Origin of the sequence: Parabacteroides sp. HGS0025, from assembly GCF_000969845.1 — a bacterium.
Taxonomy (GTDB): Bacteria; Bacteroidota; Bacteroidia; order Bacteroidales; family Tannerellaceae; genus Parabacteroides; species Parabacteroides gordonii.
Genome location: NZ_KQ033908.1, coordinates 1 through 19,996, shown reverse-complemented (window position 1 = coordinate 19,996; position 19,996 = coordinate 1). Strand labels below are relative to the sequence as shown.

The 19,996-nt window shown below is 44.3% G+C and carries 21 protein-coding genes; all 21 read right to left on the bottom strand.

Going from position 1 to position 19,996, the window contains the following annotated elements:
- Positions 1-11 precede the first annotated feature (11 nt).
- The 21 genes from HMPREF1212_RS25755 to HMPREF1212_RS25660 all read right to left on the bottom strand — a co-directional run bounded on the left by HMPREF1212_RS25755 (position 12) and on the right by HMPREF1212_RS25660 (position 19,834).
- Positions 12-575, bottom strand: a complete 564-nt coding sequence (locus HMPREF1212_RS25755) for a hypothetical protein (protein ID WP_046151691.1) — start codon at positions 573-575, stop codon at positions 12-14.
- Entirely contained in the window at positions 572-1,423 is an 852-nt protein-coding gene (locus tag HMPREF1212_RS25750; protein ID WP_046151690.1) for a hypothetical protein, read from the bottom strand. Before HMPREF1212_RS25750 ends, HMPREF1212_RS25755 begins: the two co-directional genes overlap by 4 nt.
- Complete coding sequence (locus tag HMPREF1212_RS25745; RefSeq protein ID WP_046151689.1) at positions 1,420-2,292, bottom strand: hypothetical protein; 873 nt, start codon at positions 2,290-2,292, stop codon at positions 1,420-1,422. Before HMPREF1212_RS25745 ends, HMPREF1212_RS25750 begins: the two co-directional genes overlap by 4 nt.
- Positions 2,289-3,767: a hypothetical protein gene (locus HMPREF1212_RS25740; RefSeq protein ID WP_046151688.1), complete on the bottom strand. Its 1,479-nt coding sequence runs from the start codon at positions 3,765-3,767 to the stop codon at positions 2,289-2,291. The genes HMPREF1212_RS25745 and HMPREF1212_RS25740 overlap by 4 nt, the downstream gene beginning before the upstream one ends.
- Positions 3,764-4,072 carry a hypothetical protein gene (locus tag HMPREF1212_RS25735; RefSeq protein WP_046151687.1) on the bottom strand — a complete coding sequence of 103 codons (309 nt, stop codon included), beginning with the start codon at positions 4,070-4,072 and terminating at the stop codon, positions 3,764-3,766. Before HMPREF1212_RS25735 ends, HMPREF1212_RS25740 begins: the two co-directional genes overlap by 4 nt.
- A 253-nt stretch (positions 4,073-4,325) precedes the next feature.
- Complete coding sequence (locus tag HMPREF1212_RS25730) at positions 4,326-6,074, bottom strand: hypothetical protein (RefSeq protein ID WP_046151686.1); 1,749 nt, start codon at positions 6,072-6,074, stop codon at positions 4,326-4,328.
- Positions 6,064-6,714, bottom strand: a complete 651-nt coding sequence (locus HMPREF1212_RS25725) for a hypothetical protein (RefSeq protein ID WP_046151717.1) — start codon at positions 6,712-6,714, stop codon at positions 6,064-6,066. Before HMPREF1212_RS25725 ends, HMPREF1212_RS25730 begins: the two co-directional genes overlap by 11 nt.
- Before the next feature lie 4 nt (positions 6,715-6,718).
- Positions 6,719-7,084: a hypothetical protein gene (locus tag HMPREF1212_RS25720; protein WP_046151685.1), complete on the bottom strand. Its 366-nt coding sequence runs from the start codon at positions 7,082-7,084 to the stop codon at positions 6,719-6,721.
- Positions 7,085-7,116: 32 nt separating this feature from the next.
- Positions 7,117-7,737, bottom strand: coding sequence for a hypothetical protein (locus tag HMPREF1212_RS26485; RefSeq protein WP_157317158.1), 621 nt, complete (start codon positions 7,735-7,737; stop codon positions 7,117-7,119).
- Positions 7,738-7,740: 3 nt separating this feature from the next.
- Complete coding sequence (locus HMPREF1212_RS25710; RefSeq protein ID WP_046151684.1) at positions 7,741-8,754, bottom strand: beta-ketoacyl-[acyl-carrier-protein] synthase family protein; 1,014 nt, start codon at positions 8,752-8,754, stop codon at positions 7,741-7,743.
- An 82-nt stretch (positions 8,755-8,836) separates the two neighbouring features.
- Positions 8,837-10,888: a hypothetical protein gene (locus HMPREF1212_RS25705; RefSeq protein WP_046151683.1), complete on the bottom strand. Its 2,052-nt coding sequence runs from the start codon at positions 10,886-10,888 to the stop codon at positions 8,837-8,839.
- 11 nt (positions 10,889-10,899) lie between these two features.
- Positions 10,900-11,841 (bottom strand): S49 family peptidase, encoded by a 942-nt coding sequence (locus HMPREF1212_RS25700; protein ID WP_046151682.1) that lies wholly within the window; start codon positions 11,839-11,841, stop codon positions 10,900-10,902.
- A 54-nt stretch (positions 11,842-11,895) separates the two neighbouring features.
- A complete protein-coding gene (locus HMPREF1212_RS25695; protein WP_046151681.1) occupies positions 11,896-12,276 on the bottom strand; it encodes a hypothetical protein in 381 nt (126 codons plus the stop codon).
- Between the two features lie 98 nt (positions 12,277-12,374).
- The gene (locus HMPREF1212_RS25690; protein WP_046151680.1) at positions 12,375-12,866 is read right to left on the bottom strand and encodes a hypothetical protein; all 492 of its coding nucleotides are present in this window, start codon (positions 12,864-12,866) and stop codon (positions 12,375-12,377) included.
- A gap of 561 nt (positions 12,867-13,427) precedes the next feature.
- Positions 13,428-17,339, bottom strand: a complete 3,912-nt coding sequence (gene dnaG, locus HMPREF1212_RS25685) for a DNA primase (RefSeq protein ID WP_046151450.1) — start codon at positions 17,337-17,339, stop codon at positions 13,428-13,430.
- Complete coding sequence (locus HMPREF1212_RS25680) at positions 17,332-17,715, bottom strand: hypothetical protein (protein ID WP_046151449.1); 384 nt, start codon at positions 17,713-17,715, stop codon at positions 17,332-17,334. Before HMPREF1212_RS25680 ends, dnaG begins: the two co-directional genes overlap by 8 nt.
- Positions 17,712-18,026, bottom strand: a complete 315-nt coding sequence (locus tag HMPREF1212_RS25675) for a hypothetical protein (protein ID WP_046151448.1) — start codon at positions 18,024-18,026, stop codon at positions 17,712-17,714. The genes HMPREF1212_RS25680 and HMPREF1212_RS25675 overlap by 4 nt, the downstream gene beginning before the upstream one ends.
- Positions 18,027-18,028: 2 nt before the next feature.
- Positions 18,029-18,205 carry a hypothetical protein gene (locus HMPREF1212_RS27240; protein WP_198293305.1) on the bottom strand — a complete coding sequence of 59 codons (177 nt, stop codon included), beginning with the start codon at positions 18,203-18,205 and terminating at the stop codon, positions 18,029-18,031.
- Positions 18,206-18,219: 14 nt separating this feature from the next.
- Positions 18,220-19,182 (bottom strand): site-specific integrase, encoded by a 963-nt coding sequence (locus tag HMPREF1212_RS26480; RefSeq protein WP_052725109.1) that lies wholly within the window; start codon positions 19,180-19,182, stop codon positions 18,220-18,222.
- Between the two features lie 151 nt (positions 19,183-19,333).
- Positions 19,334-19,549 (bottom strand): DUF2610 domain-containing protein, encoded by a 216-nt coding sequence (locus HMPREF1212_RS25665; protein ID WP_046151447.1) that lies wholly within the window; start codon positions 19,547-19,549, stop codon positions 19,334-19,336.
- A 21-nt stretch (positions 19,550-19,570) separates the two neighbouring features.
- Positions 19,571-19,834, bottom strand: coding sequence for a hypothetical protein (locus HMPREF1212_RS25660; RefSeq protein ID WP_046151446.1), 264 nt, complete (start codon positions 19,832-19,834; stop codon positions 19,571-19,573).
- Between the last annotated feature and the right edge of the window lie 162 nt (positions 19,835-19,996).

Genomic DNA, 19,996 nt, shown 5'->3' with positions numbered 1-19,996 from the left:
ATAAAGGACATTCATTTGCGCTTTGCTCCAAACGTATCATAACCATCCCGGTTAAAGAGCATGGTCCAACCGACACTTGAGAGTTCGCGGGCAATAAACGGAGTCAGGGTATGACTTCGGGATACATCCTTCAGCCAACATCGTTCCCGTTGTTCAGCAATCATTCGGTTACGGATCGCGACCAAATATGAAAGGGATTGATCTGATACGAGCAGTTGTTCCATCAGGTCCCCGGAGAACTCTTTCAGTCGGTAGGCTACGGTTATAGCTAGTCGGGCGGAATCAGTCATCCGGTTACTATTGTCGGTTCCGCATTCTATTTCTCCATAATCGACAAACAAATAGTAACCGTTTATATTGTTGACACGGCTACTGACTGCATCGAAGTTGGGACCAAAGACATAGTTGCCTATTTCGGGTACTAAAGGTTCGTTAGGCAGAGCAAGAAGGGCTGCAGACAAGTCTTCGTACCCATCTATATTGCTTCGCCCTTTGTTGAACAGAGCGCTGAAAGCATCGTGATTCGGGAAGCGGGCGAAGTAAAGAAACAGTTCAATTAATAGGGATGTGTTCATATGATTTGTTTTATTGTTTTTATGGATAATCCTGTCTTGTCAGAGATTTCTACCAGGTCGATACCGGCTTCGTTCATGGCGGTGACGCTTTCAATGAGCTTTTTCCGGAGGATGGCCAGGTACTTGATGACCGGCATTTGTTCAATAACGTCTACATTTCCTAATCCGTCGGCCGAAAGATTATACAGGCTTTCGGCCATGCCGATGGAGATAGCCGGTTTATGTTCTTTAGGTTTTCGCATGTATAAGATACTGAACGGAGTCTGGGTGAACAGGTAGTTGGCAAATGCTTGGAAGTTCAGGCAAATGGCCTGGAGTAATATCGAATCCAGCGATGCAAAACTCTCAGCTAACCGATGGGCAGCTTCGGACGTGTAGGTGCCTGGACAGTATAGAATAGCTGCCATCACAGGCAGTTTGTCCGCTTGGCAACCAATCAGTTCGTAAGCCTCTATGAACTGGATGGCGGAGAGCGAACAGGTTAGCGTGTCAAATCCGGTCTGTATTTTGTATGCCTTATATATTTGGTCGTTTACGGATATTTCCGGCACCAATTGTGCCAGAAAGCAGTTATTGATATGTTGCATGTCTTTACATATAAAGTCTATCTGTTCGGAAAGCAGATACAGATTTTGATTCGCATCATCCCCTTTTATCTTCTTTGGATTCAATTTTAGAGCTTTGCAGATGTAAGCGATATGTAATTGCCGGTAAGAGATTTGACCGGTAGCGTATTGCTGGAGCAACTTGCAGACAGACAGATACAGTTCCGGAGTAAGTTGTTCCCATCGATTGGGTATACTATATTCTCCGAAATGAGTTTCAAAAACAATAGCAGGAGCATTCATGACATCAGGAAGATTTTATCGCTTTCGCGGTTATAGGAGGTGGTAGGATCAATATTCCCGGACACAGGTTCACTGAGAGCCAGGTCTATGGCTTTGATGGTTTCCATTGCCTGGGATTGCAGGGAGGCGGCCAATGCGTCTAAAGCGGATTTCTCGGAAGAACCATGACGGAAGCCTTTAGAATCGTCGAATAGGTTACGGATGGTCATTGGTAACTCGATAATATCGAAACGCGTCAAGGCAACCGAAATAATCAGCATCGCCAGTGCCCGTTTCAGCTTCGTTTCGAAGTCGGCTTCGCGGCCTTCTATACTGACGAAGTATCCTCCGATCGTATCGTCCAGCACTTCGCGTTGAATAGCGATGGTCCGGAAGAAGAACAGGTATGACATATCTATACTGTACAGGCTGTTGAGTTCGGCGGTTGTTTTGATCCGGAGGCTGTCCATATACTGGAAGTCGGTTGTCTTACGCCAGACTTCCTGGTAGGATTCATTGGTCTCCAGTTCGTGGATAAGCGAATCCATTGCGTTAAAATAATTGTCGATATACTGGCGGCGCATACTCTCCAGTTCGTATTTGTACACATCCGCCCCTCCGGACATACGTTTGGCGATGGTAGCAAAGATAACAGCCTTGTGCATGGTCAGATTGCCGAAAGCCAGTTTCAAGTGATGCCAGGCGTCGGAATCTTTGTCTTGTATGATCGATTTCCAAAGGGGAATGGTTATGATGCCCAGGATCTGTTTTCGTGCGCCTATGGCAGACGAATTGAGTTCTTCGATCTCTATATCGCTAGCGACATAAGGTACATAATCCCGAAAGTCGGCGATATTGTCAAATAGTTCTATTAATACGTTGTAGCTCATGATTGTTGACGGTTTAAACGATCATTAGGTGAAACTTCTTCCTGACGTGCCGGTACCTCCCGGTAAAAACCGATCCGGTAGCCTTGTTTATAGAGATCCGGAAAGTTGACCTGCAGGACCAGATTGAACGGTTCGCAGCACTTCTCATCGTCTGGAGTGAGTGTTTGCAGATAAAGCAAGTAGTTATAATATACATCGGCGCCTGACTTGGATATAACCCCATCCTTGCTAACGCTGGAGATGGACGAGTCCAGGCCTACGGCACCCAGTAGCACTTCGTCTACCCGTTTGTCGTATTCGATCAAGGATGAAATGTATTCTTTGTACTTCAGGTCGATCGTTTCGATCTTCCATCGTTCTTCTTCGTTTCCCTGGCCGGTTTTGAACGAATAGGTAGAAAAGGCCTTCCCCTGGTTCTTTTTACCGGATAAATATAGCGATAGACGGCGTAGTTCCTCCTGGGTGTAAAGTACGATCAATGACTCCCGGTATTCGGTGCCGATCTCGATATCATTGTATTTTATCAGTTGTTTGTTATCCTTCTTGCGGAGCTTATTTTCTTCGCATAAGGCTTTTATTTGTTTACGCTTGGCTTCTACCCAGGCATTCGGTATGATAACATGTATTTTGGCTGCCAAGCTATTATTTAAAAAGCTATCGATAAATTCGGGTAATTCGTTTGATGTTTTGATATGAGTCTTAACACCTTCGTGGGTTTCGTTCTCTCCGTAATGATTGCCCACGGAGCTTTCCCGGTGATGGGATATGGCGGCAAAACGATAGTTGTCAACTTCGTTGATGCGAAATAGCGGGTACACCTTGTATTTGGCCGCTCCATAGTTCCAGTTTCCGGTAACGACGAAACGCAGATCGTTATATAATACGATATCCTCGGCGACATCTTGTTTGAGCGTTGCCAAGCGGCAATATTTGTTTTCTACTAAATCCAACCCGGCCACGGGCATGCGGCCAATGGCTTTTCCTTGCGACATGCGCCACTTTACGAAAAAGTCCCGGAAGAAGTAATATCGTTTGATGATGGCAAGTCCGAAATCCTTGTAGGACATTTCCATACCATTTTTAGGCCAGCTGTCCAGCCATTCTTGTATAGTTGGCACATCGGTCCACTCCCGGATCACCTTGTTGTCTTGCAGTTTCTCTTTGTATATACGGGGGCCTTTACCGTATAGCATATTGATCTGTTTACTGATTAAGCGGGGTAATAACCGGTTGTTCTTGATATCGGCCTCTATATGTTCGCATTTGCGGTTATCCGCTCCACGGGAATACACGTTATAGCCATCCACATTCAACCAACGGAATGATATATTCCGATTATATCCGGATACAGGTCTTTCGTCCTGATCCATTTCCCGCATCAGGCTGGTACCGGGATTCGTACCCACCTGAAAGGTTATTACATTGTTGTCATCCAGGTAACAGCCAAGGTTACCCCACATGTCTATCTGACTCATAGCCAATCTATCTTATGTAGTTTAAATCCATCTTGCGGAAACCCCATGTACCGGATCAGTATGCGGTAGCATGACTTTGGGTTGCCATCTGCATCGGAGAACAGGAACAGGTTGTCGCTATCCACCCGAAAGCGCTCCTGTGGTAGCTGTGCCCTATACTTGCATCCTGCCTTGGTTACCAGCTTGGCTGATGCCTTTCCCCTTGCCTTAGAGTAAGGATAGAAGGCAATAGTGAAGCATCCATCGGGTAGCTTCGATAGCTCCCGTGCCCATTGCAATGCGTGCAGGCCTGTAATCGTTTCCATGCCCAAATGTACGCGGGCGAGCGGGAGAGGGAAAGGACACGGGTCCCTCTGTCATATTTTCCGGACCGACCGGGAGAGTGCAACACAAGTCGAAAACTCAGCGGTGGCGTAAAACAGAAGCTTTTTGCGAAAAGTCTTTTTTAATTTTAGGGGAATACCATCACTGTCTTTCAGTTATATAGGTGCATTTTCATTTCCAAAACAGGCTATTATTATAGGGTGAAACAACTATTATTATATCCCGGGAGAAGGTTTATAGCATCATATTGTCGGGTAAATCATCCGGTATTGCGCTATATTCGCTAGGCATACGTTCGTAGTATAGGCCATGTAGCAGGTAAATGAGCGCGGACGGAAGCTGTGTTGTCAACCCGGCCTGATACTTGATGGGGACTTTCTTTTCACTTGTCTTGTCTAACTCGATACGGCCGTCGGTTTTCTTTCGGGGAGACAACATGATGGAACTGCATAAGTTCGGGCATTCGTTTTCATCTACTAATACGCGTGGGAATGAATTGGATTGTTCTCCGAAAATAAGCAGCAACAGTTTGAACTGCATCCAGTAGTAGATCGTGCTTTGTCCTTCATTCATCAGTTCAACTGAAAAACCGTAACTCTCTAATTCCCTTTTTAATATCTTGGCATCTGTGGTTATTTGCTCGAAGTCTTCTTTCTTTTTGTTACCGGCACGGTCGTAGTACAGGCGGATGTGTTTGTTCTTGGCATCGGAGCCGAAGAACTCATGAATGGCGGTGGCCAGTTCCGGCTGTTGCTGTGGGTAGTAGCAAGTGAACTCTTTTAAGACGCGGAGTTCTGTACCTTGCTTACGTTCCTGAGCAGCTACCACACTGGAGAAATGACCAGGGTCGTAGCCTAGGAGGATTTCTTCGCGCGGATCGTAATACTTCAGGTAAAAGGCGGTCAGGCGGAAATGCTCTTTCAGATCCAGGCGCATGATGCTGGCATATTTGTAACTATCGGTAAATTGATGTTGTTTGGGTGAGTAGTTGGCAAAGAAACGGTCCATTACCTCTTTTTTGCGGATGGCGCATATGGCGGTCAAGAATTCGTCGATGTCGAGACTTTCCAACTGGGTTTTGAAAAACTTCGGACCTAATATGTCTTTGTTCACAAAAGAGCTGGCGCGGATGTAGTAGGTAGCGTACCGGCGCATGTCGGCCAGACGAGGTTTCCAAAGGGCGATAATTCGCTTTTGTTTTTCGATATCCAGGCGTAACTTTTCCAGCAGTATTGGGTTCTTTTCTTCACGTGCAAGCGCATCGGCACGATACATGGTCGCCAGTGCTTGGTTGATGTGCAGGGAGACGGTGACAATCTCTTCTATCAGGTCTGTATTGACATTGTGTTCATATTCTTCAAACCAGTTGTCTTCACCCAGGTCCACACGGGCGGTATCGGATACGCCGGTAATTCCCTGATAGTATTGGCTGGCACGTATTTCGGCGCTCGATCCACGTAGGGACGGAAACAGGCGGCTTTTCAGTTTTTCGCCTTTCTGGTGTTTCATCTCTTCGATGAAGGCATGCACACCGGAACGTCCGGCCACGGATTCTGGCTGGTCGCTCGATACGAGTTGCAGGTGGAAGCCGTTACGGAACAGGATGCTGTGCTTCGGGAAAGCGATCGGGTAACGTGGACGGCAAAAATGGGTAGGGATTTTACTTTCGCCGACAATGTAATCTATACCGTATTCCAGCATGGTGCGCCGGCCTCCCATGATTGGGCGGCTGAAGTAGGCTTGTATATTCGGCCAGATGTTGGTAAACAAGGCGGTATAGGTTTTGTGAACCAGGAAGGCCAGTTCTCCGGGCATCTCGTTGGCTACCTTAATAATACGCGGGCCGAATACGCCTTCCGTCTTTCCACCGGCACGGGCTACCTCGGTTATCTGTGTATTGGCGTCTACTACATTGGCCCGGATTTGCATCAGGTTCATATAATAGTCTTCGAAGCGGTCGGTTTGAAATGTGTTATTCTCCATCTTCTGGTATCTCCTCTATGATTTCGGCATCCATGATATTAGCATCGCGCAAGAGCCGTTGTTTTTCTTCTTTTTCTACAGGAAGGTTGTCTATCAGGTTGATGTAGAAACCGTTATTGTTCTTTTGGGCTATTTCTTTCAGGTTGCGTTTGCTAAAGCCCAGCAGTTCGGCCGTGACCTCGTTGGAGATCAGGAAGACCGGTGCCCAGGCGCTTTCTTTGTCGGCTGCTTCAGAGGCACGCAGGCGACATTCGCGAGCGGCATCGTAACAGGCTTTGGCGGTACGGAAGTCTTCGTATTTCGTTGCTTCCAAGGCCAGGTCTTCGTATTTGTTGGCGAAGTCGGTTTCCCATACTTTGGTGGCTACGTTGCAGTCCATTGAGAAATAGGAGATAGCGGAATAGATACGTGCCTGGCAGGTACGGACATCCAGCCGAATGCCTTGCGTGGAAAAGATACGGGTTTGCAGCGTTTTGGCGGCTTTGGATATATTTCGTTCCTGTTCGTATACTTCGGCGGCCCATTGCATTTGATGCAGGAAGAGCTGTACGTCCTCAGGGATACCGCTACACTTTCCGGTGGAAAGGAAAGTGTGGATGATATCGGGATGCAGTTTGTCTATAATGTCTAATGTTGTCATGACTTTATGTTTGTTGTAGTATACTTTCAAAAATTACTCTGCGTTCCTGGTGTTTTGCCAGGTTTTTTTTGTCGTTTTCGTGATTGCCCGAACGGTTAGGATTATTCAGATACGACTTATATCGTTTGACATTCTGGTTGCAGGCTGCGTATTTTTGAAGGAAGGTTTCCGGATCTTTTCGTCGGAGTTCTTCTAATTGGAAACGTTCGGAATAATGGATGAGTAATGGGTGTTTATTAACCCATTTACCGGTATCGTTGAACGATTGAAGTTCTTCGAAACATTGAAGGTTCCGGATACGCGTCTCGGCCATCTTTGCTACCTTGACTTCGGTAGGTTTATCGTCGAGTTCGATATCCAAAACCTTCATTTCACGCCATGTATTGACGCGGTCGTTATAGATCAGCGTCGCGATTTGGACGTTTTTGTCGAAGATGTTTTTCCAGTCGATTTGCGGGTACTCGTCTTCTTTCTGGTGTTTGATGGAGCTGATGCCGTGGCGGGTTCGCTTTTTTTTTCAGCGTCCAATGCTTCTTTTGCAGCTTCCAGTTCGGCTTGGGTATCTTCTAACGTTTCCTGAGTCTCTTCCAGTTCAGACTGGGTATTCTCCAATTCTTCCTTAGTATCCTCTAATTGCTGGGTTACATCAGCTTTGTCGGCATCTCCGTCCGGATTATCTTCTCCGGAATGATCCGGAGTATCTCCTTGGGGTTGCTCCGAAACTGCCGGTTGTCCGGTATCGGTGTCGGCCGGTTGTTTTTCTTTATCGTTTTCATTTTGCTGTTCGTTTTCCGGTTGCTGTTTATTTTCTGCGGCACGACGGTTCAGACGGATCTTTTCGGCTGTTGTCTGGTCTAAGAGGGTGTACAGGATCTTTTCTGCAGAGCGGGCGGCATTGACGATGGGAGAACGGAGCAGATCGTTCTGGGGTGATACCTCACGAAGCAGACGAAGGTCGGCCTCGGCATGTTCCGAATTAAGAAGCTCCCGAAGGAGCTTCATTTTTTGTTTTATGCTATACATGGGCTATGCTGTTTGTACGCGTGAACCTTGAATTTCTACTAATGTCGTAGAGTCCAACACCCGGAAGGATATTTGCGATCCGGCTTTTGCCGTCCAGGTGGCTCCGTCTTCCAGGACGAAAGATGTATTGTCGGCTACTGTGGCGGCTTTATCAGATCCGGTTCCTACCAAAGTGATGGTACGGCCTTTGTCGGAAGCGGTCAGACCTGATACGGTAGCGAGAGCGTAGGTAGCTGATGATCCGTTCGGTATTTTATACGTGTTGACTCCCGGTTGGGTAGCCAAGGCTGTTGCTCCGGCGGTGATGGTGACGGCATCTTTCACAATGATATCGCCTACATACTTATGATATTGCTTGATAGATTTGTTCTCGAAGGTAAAGGTAACGGAACGGTTTTCTTTGTCATTCTTTAGGTTGAAGGATTTAAGTACCATCGGTTTGCAGGGATTACCCAGAATAAACCGATTGTTAGACTCGCATTCCTGAAAAATAATGAGAAATTTACAACCGGCCTTTTCTTCAATGAATTTTAGAAGCTGATCTCGTACACCGCCCATGATAATAGTCAAGGTGTTCGTGCTCGAAATAGTAAGGTCGCCTTTTTCCCCTGAACTGGTGTATGTCGGGATATCGTGGGCCTCGAAGTAATGCATATACTCGCCGTCGAGCATAGGGAGCGACGAAACCTCCCTGGACGCGTTTGGGATAGGGAATGAACGTGAACCGTCTAACTGTTTGGTTTCTATCAACCATACTTTGTAGGCGATGGATTCACCGGCTACTTCTTTATCGGCTACATCGTCAATACTGCCGATTGCCATCATACTGGCCATTGTTGTGCCTACTACGATTTCGGTTGATACTTTGGCATCGTCCGGAGAGGTGATAGCGGATATCGTTGATACGGATGCGAACAATAGCATCAGACACAGGAAAAATTTGAGTTGCAAAGCACGACGTGCCTTGAATGCTCGTTTTTGGTCTGCTATATAGGAAAGAACTTTCTTTTTTTGCATAACTGTAATTTTTTAATGATTTGGAAAATAGGGAGCCGGGATTGCTCCCGGACTCCTTATAAAGAAACTATGAACAAAAAGATCAGCGTGCACCCGGAATGTTCGGTTGTAAGTCTTTATTGATAGACCGAACACCGTTTACTCGGCGCTCCAGTTCGATAAAGTTGCCCTCGCTGTTGAGTGTTACCATGATGTAATCGCCTACCTTTGTAGGGGTATAGGCGGCTGTGATGCCGGCAAACTTTCCGCTCTTGGTAATGCTGGTTGAGTTTGTTACAGATCCACACTCGATCAGGTAGACAACTCCTTTCTTAGCTCCTGTAATGTCGGTCAATGCCTTGGCTGCTGTGTTGGCAGAAGTCACAAACCAGAACTGATTGCCGCAAGCAATCGTTGTAGCGTCGGCATCTACTGTTGTAGACGGTTTGTTACAGAACAGGCGTTGCAGGCTGTAATTGTTGGCTGTCAATTCTGCCGGAGTAGAGAAATGGCGACCGATGAAGCTGGCGGTGAAGCCTTCCTTCCAGGTAGACCATGCCATGACCATTTCCATAAATTCCTGCAATTTGAATGCCAGCATTTCGCCCGGAACGAATTCCAGACATTGGAGGTTGCCCGGTTCCTGGAGGTGGATCAGCTTGCTTTGTCCCATGTTTGGAACCCATTTGATGGGGATACCCATATCCGGAACCACATTAACGTAGCTCATCGGGCCGGTGAAGTCGAGGTCCTTACCGTATTTGGTGCGGCAGTTGGCGATCCACCAGTCGCGGTGATTCTTATTCAAGTAGATGGCAAAACCTTCGAGGTCAATATCTTCGTCCAGGGTAGCTTTCACATCTTTCACAAATTCGATAACGGCTTCCAGGAAGGTTGTTTCCGAGTAGTCGTTATACGTTTCGTCGGAGTGGGGCAGCAGGGTGTTTTCGTGCATGTAGCGAACTAAGGTGTAGATCAGACCAGTGGATGAGTTCAGGTAGCTGCCTGGTTTGCCGGCTTCCGGTTTTACATAACAACCGCGGATACGGCGGCGGTTCTGTTCGCTTACCATCTGGGTGTAGATTTGCAATAATTGCCACTCAATCATGCCCCATTTGATTGGATCGGAACCATCGGTATTCAAATAACCGATATATTTACGTTCTATCTCTTTGAGCGGACCGAATTTGACTTTTGCCATTGCATCATCCACATAGCCCATTTCAGGTTGCAGATCCATACTGCCTTTCCAAACTTCACCAACTTGGTAAGCCTGAGAAATTTCGGTAAAGAAGGCATTGGTCATTAACTCTCGGTCCTGAACACCATAGCGGCGGGGATAGAGGTCGTACACGTTCTGTAAGACGATGATCCGGGCGATCAAGGCATCCTGGCGCATAATCACATATTGGTCACCTAATCCGGCATCTTTCAATTCTGAAAAATCGTTGGTGAAACCGGAATTCAGTTTTTCCGGAATCAACAGGTTGTTGTTTTTCAAGAAAGCGTAGCGAGCAGCCAGTGATTTACCATAGTTGCGTACTTCGGTACGGAAAGATATACCGTCCGTATCTTCATCGGCTGTATGCAGTGTGGCATAAGCCGTATTGTTGGCAATGATGTTCCAACGTTTTTGCATATCGAACAATGGATGTTCGATACCGAACAGATGGGTTGCCGTTGTACCTGGTCCAAACACGGTGAGTTGTTTTTTGATTACTGTTTGCGGATTGTCATCTACCGCCTTGGCAGCCATCGTTGTTAATGAACGGCGGAGTTCGGCGTTTTCTTTGTTGGAGGTATTCAAAGCGGTCACTAACGACTGTACGCTGGTCACAAGCGACTGTGGCTGGTTGTCATTACCGGGTTGGATATCTACCGTTGCGGTTCCGTCCGTTGTAGTTGCTGTACTATTTTCTGCCTCCGACTGGCGGACTTCGGATGTATTGATAATTGCCAGAGCGGCATTGCGTTCTGCATTCAATGTATCCGCAGCCTGAGCTTCCTGCATGGCATCGGTGATGGACATACCGTACTTCTCTTTGAAAGAAGCCTCGATATTTTTCCAGTCATCATCTACCAACGTGTTGGATTTCGCTTTGTCGATTAATCCAAGGCCGGTAAGGACTGCTAAAAGTTTGTCTTTGAAATTCATACTTGTATTTATTAAATTAATGAAAGAACTCTGTTTCGTTGTTGTTTGCGGGATTCGCTCCATTTCTGGCCAAGTTCGTGGGCTTCGGTCAGGGCTTCATTGAATGTAACTATGCCGTCGATAAGTCCGGCATCTATGGCATGTGTTGCATCAAATGTTTCTCCACGCAAGGCAGGATGATCCAGTTCCAAACTTGCAAGTGTCGGACGGGAAGCTCGAACTTCTGTGCGGAATTGTTCTGCCAAAGGTTCCAACTCTTCGTCTATGTATTGCTGTGGTTTCCCGGCCTTCAGGTTGTTGTACTTCTTATTCTTTAGGTCGGAGATACGGGCATATTCCTCTATCTTCTTGAAACCGAGCGATTCGAAATAAGGATCAATATCCCAAAAGCCGATCATAGAACCGATACAACCTATAATATCGTTTTGAGTGAGTGCTTTTAGTATTGCTCCGTGACTACCTATATAATAAGCTGCTGATCCGCATAATTTTTCGACGAAGCAGTAGATAGGTTTGGAGAGGGCACGCATGGTCTCCGACAAACGGTCGAGATACCAGGCTTCGCCCCCTCCAGAACTTATATGAAGAAAATGGCATGTGATGTTCGGGTTATCTTCGGCTTGTAATAAATCCTGTTCGAATTGTTTGCTGGAGAAATACCAGCAACTATCGGCTGTTATCAATCCTTTGATGCGATGATAGGCCAGTGTTCCGGGTTCTATATCATTGGAAGAAAAATCAATGGTAAGCGGAACGGTAGTTTTAGCCTGTACCGGAATAAGTTCGTCCGTGATATATTCTTTATATGTTTTTGCATCGTCAAATGAGGATGATACCGATTGATTCCCTAGAGGGAAATAGGCAAGTAAGGCGGCGATATACTCATCATGTGTAATGAGTAGTCGGGCTTGTGGGGAAGTTAGAAGTTGTATTACATATGTTTTTTTGTTCATACCTGCTTATTTTCCTACGAAGTAAGAACTATAAACAGGTATGGGAAAGGACTTTTAAAGCGGGCTTTGTCTCATTTTACTGTGAATGTGCAGCGTATCTTTATTTAAATGTGTAGTTATCGATACTTGTGCCGGCCATTCAAGTGAACCTATAAATATAGGTGAGTGCTCAGGGAGTGTTTCGAGTTTTAAGATAGCAGACCGGCGTATCTTATAGGCGGAGGCAGTGGACGTTGTTACTTTCTCTGTTGTGATGTCCTCTTCTACATTATATAATGTACCGGCGTTGTCTGTTTCTTCTTTTGGTGTCATGGTGAAATCATCGGTCGACAGAGTTACGGCAGAGCGTCCCGGTTTCAGGGTGATCACATTTTCCCGGAAAGATTGGATGTCCTGTAGGAGGAATAGTTGGACTTTGTTACAAAATTCTTTCATGTTCTATTTGTATTTATTTGTTATTCAAACACTTCGCCATTTTCAGACGTTTTCACCCCAAAAATCGGACAAATCGATACACTTGGTCGGTGAAATAATCAGCTATATTTAACATCATTTTGCTGTTTAGCGTATCCACGGCGCTTCGATTTCTTGCGTACCTTATCCCGCCACCGGTAATAGTTCTTTAGGAGAGCATCTTCAGTAATTGCCTGGATGCCATATTTGCGCATGAAATAGGCGACTGTTTCGATATACTGGATGCCGTATAGATGTTTGTTTTCGTCTATCAGGCTATGCAGTTCTGCCCAAAACAGAACTTCGATCTTTAGTGAGATGATCCGGGAAGAACGCGTTCCCAGATAATTATATGTATCAGGGGATTTACCTATACGCCTGTCCGGGATACCTAATTCAAGGTTGCCGTTATCCGGCTGGCAACAAACCGGGCGTTTTTCGAGTAAATCGTATATCACATGATATAAATCCTCTCTGTCCGGAAGAAATACTGGTCCGGGCATGCAGTTGTTGAACTTGCCCTGAATATATTCTGCCAAATGTTGTTTCACCTCTATTTTTGTTGTAACCATGATGAAAATGTATTTTTAAAAAAGTTTTTCCTTATATTCTGCGACCTACCGACCTACAGACCTACAAACGAGATTTGCAATACTCAAATGTAATGATTTTTAGCCAATTAGAAAAATTTAAAGTCTTAAAAGAACGTGTAGGTGACCGACCTACACGACCTACAAGGGTACTTTTTGCCCTTTTTTGCCTATTTTTTGTAGGTCGGTGCCCAAAACAAGAAAAATACCCTCTGACCTACACGACCTACAACAACCTACAGACCTACAAGCGACCTACAACCTACATCTATATATACATATATACTTAAATACTTAATATACATACTATTACTTATTACTTGTTTTGAAAAATTATGAGGCTTGTAGGTCTGTAGGTCTGTAGGTCGCTGTTTTGCGAATATTTTTTTCAGAAAAACACACTATCATCTTTTTCTTTTTAATCTGGGGGGGTACGGGGGGAAAATGAAGATGGGAGAACCGGATACCGGAACTCCCACCACACGAATTGAACAAACAAAAAAAGAATACTCTTTGTCGCACTTTTCAAGAATACTCCCGACACTAAAACGGAAGATCCTGTTGTTTCTTTTCTTCAACCTCCGGCTCATCCCATTCGCTACGTTCCAGGTCAATGTCGAAGTATTGCCGGAATACATCATAATTGAGAGCGAGGCAACTCGTTGTTGTTGATTTAGGATCCATGATACGGATCATCTCGTTATCGACTTTACCACCTTCACGGATATCACCTTTCGGGACTTCTTTAACTTCTTTCCACTTGAACCTGCGAGCGTTTACAACTCCAATATAGGCCGGGTTGGAGCGAATGTTTGCTTCAATGGTGGATTGTGTCGCATCTTCCGTATTGTAGGAAGATTTGGCATAGAGCGTATGGATAGACGACAGGCGAAGATATAGTACTTTTGTTCCTGCCGGTATCGGTATTTCTTTACGCTCATTTCCTGATAGTTTAACCGTTAATTTTTCTGGCTGGTCAATATCGTAATCTCTTCCTTCGATAATGGACCGGGTATTAATCATTACTTCCATCGCCTTAAAGAATCCGGCCAGCTTGTCTGTGCGGGAGATCATTTCGACCTGGGCAATTACTTTCTTTCGGGCAATCTCGTAGAACTCTTCATACGTGAAAGGGAGCTTCAGGTGTGGCGCATGCTCTTCAAGCAGCCGGCACATGGAAAGGAATAAAGATATGGTGTTAATGATACGAGTCATATCACCAGATCCTCCGGAACCGGCCAGTACGGACTTGGTCAGGTCTTTATTGATAGTACGCATATACGACTTGAAATGTTTGCGAACAAGAGGTCTGAGCTTTAGTATTTCAAAAAGGATGTTCGATAGCCCTGTTTTTTCGTAGCCTTTTAGTTCCTGAAAGACGTTTTTTTCATTCTCTTCGTAGGGGGTTGTTCGTTTTGGAACTTCGCATATTACGACACGGTTCATCAGGGCGTTGTCATCCCGTTGGGGAGTTTCCTGACCTGCCAGGATAACGGGGGAGTAGACTTTACTTGTTTCCAAATCTTTGCTTCCGGTCCCTTTTCGTTTTTGTTTTCCATCACCATCGTAACAGACTGATTTCAATCCTTGGAATACCCTGTCGTCTATGTCTTTGTTATTATATTCTTCCAATACTTGCGGTACGTCCCTGAAACCTTCCATAAGCGTAAAGAATGCAGCAGGAGTACCAGTATTAAGATTGAAGCATGGTAAATCCGGATCAATAAACAACGATCTGATAGACACGGCAACCTGTGTTTTTCCTGACATTGTAGGTCCCATAAAAAACAGCGCCGTAAATAAGCGGTCGATCGGATGGATGTCTGATCGGAAAGCACACATGACAGCATATATAATAGCCCACTTCCCGTTGTCGTTTATCTTGTACACCTGGTTCATCAGTGATGTCCAACGTTCGAACGAACATTGCTGTTCCAACGGAATGTTTTTATATACGAACGCTCTCAGGTTCTCGTACATGTCATCATCTTTCCGGAGTCCGGCATGTATGTTGCTGAATGCCGGAGCATAATAGTTCTTACCGTTATGTGTTACCACACCAATGTCTGAGGCCATGTCGATCCGGTATATTCCGTCTACCTCGTGAAATATGGCGTTACTGAAAGCATAGAAGTTTTCCGGTTGTTGGCCATACGTTTTCAATTCGTCACACAGGGTATATTCGTAGCTCATGGATTGTCTTATTTTTTTGAATTGGGCAACTGTCCCGTTTTCAAAATTCAGACCTTCCTCATTAACCAAAGCTTCCTCGAATGAATTGAGTGAGGCGAATATCTTGCTTCGGAGTTCCATGTAGAGCGGTTTCTTATAGTACCGTCGGTTTATCTTAATAATCTTTTTGTTACCTTCGGAATCACTGCTGTAAATATGTAGCAGGGGGATCATGTAAAAGTCAGCCACCTGTAAGTGACCACCTCCGGAAGGATTCTTAAACATATAGCTTACCGGTTCTTTTTCTTTGTTAAGTAGCGGGTAGAATCCGTGTCTACGGTAGTTTGTTTTGTATTCCTCATTTTCTTCTACGTAGTCAGGTACGATGTCCGGATCTTCCCAGATTAGGGAGTCATCGAAACTTTGCTGATGTAGCATGGCGTTTTTCGACTTTTTCTTATCCCGGTAGGGCTTCATCAGTTCCTTGAATGACTTACTGGTCAACTTAAGGACAGAACACCATTCCTTTTCCATGACGGACTGGGCGGCTTCAGAAGCAGAAGCCATAATGTCGGCACACCGGCCATAATAGATCGTCCGCACATCACCTGTCTTCTCTTCCATTGCCGCAGCATATAGCCGAGTGTAGAAGTCTACGAATTCAAAATCGATATCGTCTTTTTCTATATATAGGGTGAAGCCTGCTTTGAACAGATTGCAGAGTGTAACAAGCAGGTCGGACTCCCGTCGTTCGTCGAAGGTTATGTTTGAACTATATGTAAAATGCAAGTAGGCTGCATGTCGGCGGAACTCCTGTATCTGGTCGGCCGAAGGGAGTCCACAAACGTATATGATCGGCTCTTCGCCGTAATTTTCTTTGAATTCGGTAAAACTGTCCGTAAGGATACAGTTTTCGCTGATATCGGGAAGAGTACTCACCAGTTCCTCGATACCATAAAATCCCGGTTTCTTTATGTCTTCGTCTTTCGGGAGCGAAACCGTGAACTCCTTTATCTTGTTTTTTATCGTATCGGATTGTATTTTAAGTTTTTCCGATAATTTCGTAGTATAAGATATGCTTAATGACTTGTCTTTAACAAGTGCAATACATTCAGCTATGAAAGTCAGGTGCTCGTTTTTCAGGATAGGATCTTCAAAATCCTTTTCGTAAATGCCGGCCAAGTAGGTTACCCAGTCTGTTTCGTGGTTATGCAGATAGATGGCCAACTCTTTTTCCGGCATCTTCCGGGCAAAACTGTCCGGATCATCGCCGTCCGGAAGTGATACAGCTCGGACGTTGGCGCCTGCTTCCAGTAGTGCTTTGATGTTTTTAACGGAAGCATTTATTCCTGCTTCGTCACAATCGTAAATGAGTGTAATATTTCGGGTGAACCTTATGATTGTTTTTATCTGTTCAGGTGTAAGGGCGGTTCCGGATCCGCAGACCGTATTGCGTACACCGGCACGAACGAATGATAGCACATCGAATTGCCCTTCCACAAAATACACTCGATCTTGTTGTCCAATGGCTTGTCTCGCTTGGAATAGTCCGAACAGGGCATTGCCTTTATGAAATACGGGAGTCTCTCCGGTGTTATAATACTTTACGTTGTCTGAAGGCTTGATGGAGCGTCCGGTGAAACCTATCACATTACCTTTTAGGTCGTAATAGGGGAACAGAATCCGTCCGCGGAAAGAGTCGTAGACGCTCTTTTCTCCTTTTGTGGCCAAGCCGGCTTGTACCAGGGTGTCGGAGCTGAAAGCGGAGCGTTTCATGTCGTCGATCAGTGTACGCCAAGTGTCTGGAGCAAAGCCTACATGGAAGAGTTCGAGTGTTTGATCTTCTCCGGCATTCCATCCGCGGGAAAGGAGATAAGATTTTGCTTCGTCGTTGGCGGTCAGATAACCGGTGAATTTTTCCGATGCAGCCGACAGTGCGATCAGTAGCGATTCTTTTACTGATACTTTCTGTTGTTCTTCCGGAGTAAGCTCCCGATCAGGGACCTCTATGTGACAACGCTTTCCCAGACTCCTGATAGCTTCCGGGTAAGACATGTTTTCATGCTTTTGCAGAAAAGTAATGACATTCCCTGCTTCTCCACAGGCAAAACATTTATAAATCTGTTTGGCAGGACTAACACACATGCTGGGGCTACGATCCGTGTGGAACGGACAGATGCCCCAATAATTGACACCTCTTTTGCTCAACGTCACATACTCGCTGATCACATCAACTATATTGACGGCATCGAGTATTTGATCTATTATCTTTTGTTCAATCATTATCTTCAAATAGTTTTAATTGCCTTGCGTCGAATGCTTCTCTAAGAGTTACCTGGAAATGTTCTATCAATCGGAAATATTCATCTTCAGTCATTCGTTCCTTTCCAAAATATAAATTCCACCAGCGCTTTTGATTCATTCCAATTGCCTTATAGAAGGCTTTCGTAGGGGTGAAATATTCGGGATTAACGAACTTGATTGTCAGTATTTCCTGTACCAGGTTTCGTCCCTTCTGTTCAGCAACCGGTATACGATATCGATGGACATATAACTGGACAGCCATTTCGCTTTTCCCTAAATGGGTCGCGATATTTTTGAAAGACTGCTTCCCGGCATTATCTTTCAAATATTGAATTTCTTCTTTTCTCCAACTCATTTTCTCATTATTTTATCAAAGTTCTCACTAAATTCATAATCTTTGAATGACAGGATAAACATGCAGCAAAACTTAACGAACAGATCCGGATTAGACTCTTGCTTTTCAATGCCATCAACGTTATATGTTATGACAAATATTTTTGAACCTTTGGATTCCACGTTGTCAAGATCATATAAGCGTCCAGGTTTTAAATCTGTCAACATTTTGAATATTTTATCCTTATATTGATGGAAAGCCTCAGAGCCATATTTTTCTTTATATTGATTGTACCATTCCCAGCTATTTAGCCGATATTGTTTTAAGTCCATAATCAATACAGCTTTTCAAGTTCAACCTTTAGGAATACTAATCTCCGTTCGGCATCCGTACGACTATTTAAAGGTTTACCGGATAGATAGGAACAGATGCAATCATCCAGATAACTGGCATCTTCAGGCGATATGTCCTGGATGATGATTTGACCGTTTTTGTCTTTTTCTACGTACATATTATAATTGTTTTTTATGATAAATATCCATTACCAGCCAGTGCCCTCGCATTGTCTTCCAGTGTCATACGATCGTATCGATCAAAACAAGCTGATGTTTTATGACCTGTGCATTTCATTATTTTATTGCTTGGTATATTGTTTTTGATCATATTTGTCGCAAAAGTTCTACGAGCAGTGTGCGAACTGATCATTTCGTATTTAGGCTTACGGACCATTACAATCTGATCCGCTTGCTCTTCCTCGTATACAATCTGTTCTGTGAGTCCTACTTTTTTGCATATATACTTAATAGCTTTGTTGAAATATTGGATACAGCGGGTTTTAGGCATTTGTCCACCATATTTGACAAATATTTCACGCACATATTCGGTCATGGGAACGACCGCTTTATTTTTGGTCTTTTGCTGAAGGATATGGATATTTTCTCCTTTAATGTTATCAGCAGAAAGTCGTGAATAATCAGAATATCGTTGCCCAGTCATACATCCAACTATAAACATATCTCGTATCTCCTCCTGCTTGGGTGTCAGATTATCATAATAATAGATACGGGCTATCTCTTTTTCGGACAAGTAAATGAAAGTGGAGTCATTTTCGCGTACTTTGGCATCGGAATAAGAGTCATCCACAGCCCATCCGTTCAAGTAGGCTTTCCCCAAGAGATATTTAAGTTTCGTTATCATGCTTTTGATTGTAGATATTTTCAGCCCTTTATCTACATGCAGGTAGTCTACAAAGCCGTCTATTTCCTCCCGTCCTATTTGATTCGTTTTATAAGCATGACCTATGGTATCTTGATAGTTCAAGAAATGCTCCAACAAATTCCTATAGAGAGAAAAGTGTTTACCTTTCTTTTTTAAGTTGATAAAAAGTACACCGAACTGGATGAAATTGCAGGACGGAAGATTGCGGAAATATTCGCTTTGTAATTGTGATACATTATAACTTGAAAATTCTAACTGAAGTGCACCCATGATATTTTGTTTTATTTATCAGAAAATAAGCACTACATTTGTAGTGTTAATAGCCTATCTGCGTAAGCAGGAGAGAGTTTACAGAGCCGTTCGGTAGCCGCCGTTCGGCTTTGCTGCTTTTATACCATTTCGTTAGCGTCAACGGAATGGTTCATATCTTTCGTGATATGAATCTTATTGCTTGTGCAAAAGCTACAGGATTTTCATTTGCCAACTGATGAAGTTTTTTGAACTTTTCATCTATTTTGGAGTGATACCGGCACATTCGGTTACATGCTATGTCTACTCGACCACTTCCGTATACCCAGATCATTCCGGCATACAATCGAACGTTCTTCATGATCTTTTTAGCCTGTCTTAGTTTCATGACTCTTTTTTTTAATTTATATCACCAATCCCCTCCATCATTCGTGATGCCAGAGATTATTGTTATTTGATTGTCTGGATTCAATCCACCAGTGTCTAGCATTTCCGGAGTAGGATTATCCTCTGTATCTCCGTGCATCATCACATACAATGTACCACTACCACTATACAGCCAAAGACGCTTGCCATCCTTTTTCCATTTCTTAGCTAATCGTTCCAATGATTTAATTAGCTTCATTTCTTCAGGAGTACATTCGACTCCGGCTTCTGTGCTATATGTTTTCATATTCACTTCTTAGTTGTTAGTTCTGTGAAAAATTTTTCTGCTAAATAAACTATATCACACGCGGTTTGAATTTCATTTTTTCCGGATATGGTATGAAGCCGCAATTGTGTGCCAACTTTATTGAGTAAAGGCATCAGGTAGTCCGGTACATCTATATTGCCA